This is a genomic window from Cyanobium sp. NIVA-CYA 375, from assembly GCF_056108345.1.
The window spans coordinates 1-1,696 of record NZ_JBSYHW010000187.1; the positions used below are offsets into that span (position 1 = coordinate 1).

The 1,696-nt window shown below is 58.6% G+C and carries 2 protein-coding genes; both read right to left on the reverse strand.

From position 1 onward, the window contains the following. Positions 1 to 1,272: photosystem II reaction center protein CP43 (psbC, locus tag AC01FP_RS17405; RefSeq protein WP_474481972.1), on the reverse strand; the 1,272-nt coding region annotated here is incomplete at its 3' end. Further along, on the reverse strand, positions 1,220 to 1,696 hold a 477-nt coding region (locus AC01FP_RS17410; RefSeq protein ID WP_474481973.1), incomplete at its 5' end, for a photosynthetic reaction center family protein. The genes AC01FP_RS17410 and psbC, both read right to left, overlap by 53 nt.

The following is a 1,696-nucleotide window of genomic DNA, read 5'->3' on the forward strand; positions in this document are numbered from 1 at the left end:
CTGGCGGATGTTCACGAAATTCACCGAGTTTGGCTCGGTGATGATGCCGCCCACCGAGTTCAGGGAGGCGTTCGGAGCGTGGGTCATATATTCAGCCGCGCGGCGCACTTGCCAGGGCTGAATATCATTCTGGAGCTTGTCGAGGCTTAGGCCGTTGGGGCCTCGCAGGGGCTCCAGCCAGGGACCGCGGAAGTCCCAGAAGCGCATGGTTTCACCACCGAAGATGATCTCGCCGGTGGGCGAGCGCATCAGATATTTACCAAGACCGGTGGGGCCCATGGCCGAACCGATGTTGGCGCCGAGGCGCTGGTCGCGGACCAGGAAGGTGAAGCTCTGGGCCTGGGAGGATTCGGCGTTTGTGGGGCCGTAAAACTCCGAGGGATAGGCTGTGTTGTTGAACCAGATGTAAGCCGAGGCGATGAAGCTCATAAAGCTCAGGGCGCCGAGGCTGTAGCTCAAGTAGGCCTCACCATTCCAGATGAAGGCGCGACGCACCCAGCCGAAGGGCTTGGTGATTGCGTGCCAGATGCCTCCGAAGATGCAGATCAGGCCGATCCAGATGTGGCCGCCGATGATGTCTTCCATCGAGTTGACCCCAATGATCCAGCCCTCGCCACCAAATGGTGCGCGGGTTAGATAACCGAAGATCACTCCGGGGCTGAGGGTTGGGTTGGTGATGATGCGCACATCGCCACCTCCCGGTGCCCAGGTGTCATAAACACCGCCGAAGAACATGGCCTTGAAGACCAGCAGCAGGGCGCCTACGCCGAGAAGAATCAGGTGGTAACCAATGATATTGGTCATCTGATTCTTGTCACGCCAATCCTGAGAGAAGAACGTTGAGTAGTTCTCAAGGACTTCAGGACCACGCAGGGCGTGATACAGACCACCAAGGCCGAGCACGGCCGAGCTGATCAGGTGCAGCACCCCAACAACAAAGAACGGATAGAGATCGGTGACCTCGCCGCCAGGACCAACTCCGTAGCCGAGGGTGGCTACGTGGGGGAACAGGATTAGGCCCTGCTCGTACATGGGCTTGTCGAAGGTGAAGTGACTCACCTCGAACAACATCATGGCTCCCGCCCAGAAGACCATCAGGCCAGCGTGAGCTACATGGGCGCCAAGTAGACGACCAGAAAGGTTAATTAGGCGGGCATTGCCGGCCCACCAGGCATAACCGGTGGAGTCGAGGTCTTTGCCCCCGACCACCAGATTTGAATTAAAGGGCGTTTCCACGGGGCAGAACCTCTTCAGGGAAGACGAAGTTTTCATGCGGCTGGTCAGCCGGTGCCATCCAGGCACGCAGACCTTCATTCAGCAAGATGTTCTTGGTGTAGAAGGTTTCAAATTCGGGGTCCTCAGCGGCGCGAATCTCCTGGGACACGAAGTCGTAGGCGCGCAGATTGAGGGCCAAGCCGATGATGCCGATGCTGCTGGTCCAAAGACCCATCACCGGCACAAACAGCATGAAGAAGTGCAGCCAGCGCTTGTTGGAGAAGGCGATCCCGAAGATCTGGCTCCAGAAACGGTTGGCGGTGACCATCGAGTAGGTCTCTTCTTCCTGGGTGGGCTCGAACGCCTTGAAGGTGTTCGACTGATCGGAATCCTCAAACAAGGTGTTCTCGACCGTGGCGCCGTGGATGGCGCACAGCAGAGCACCGCCGAGGATGCCGGCCACTCCCATCATGTGGAAGGG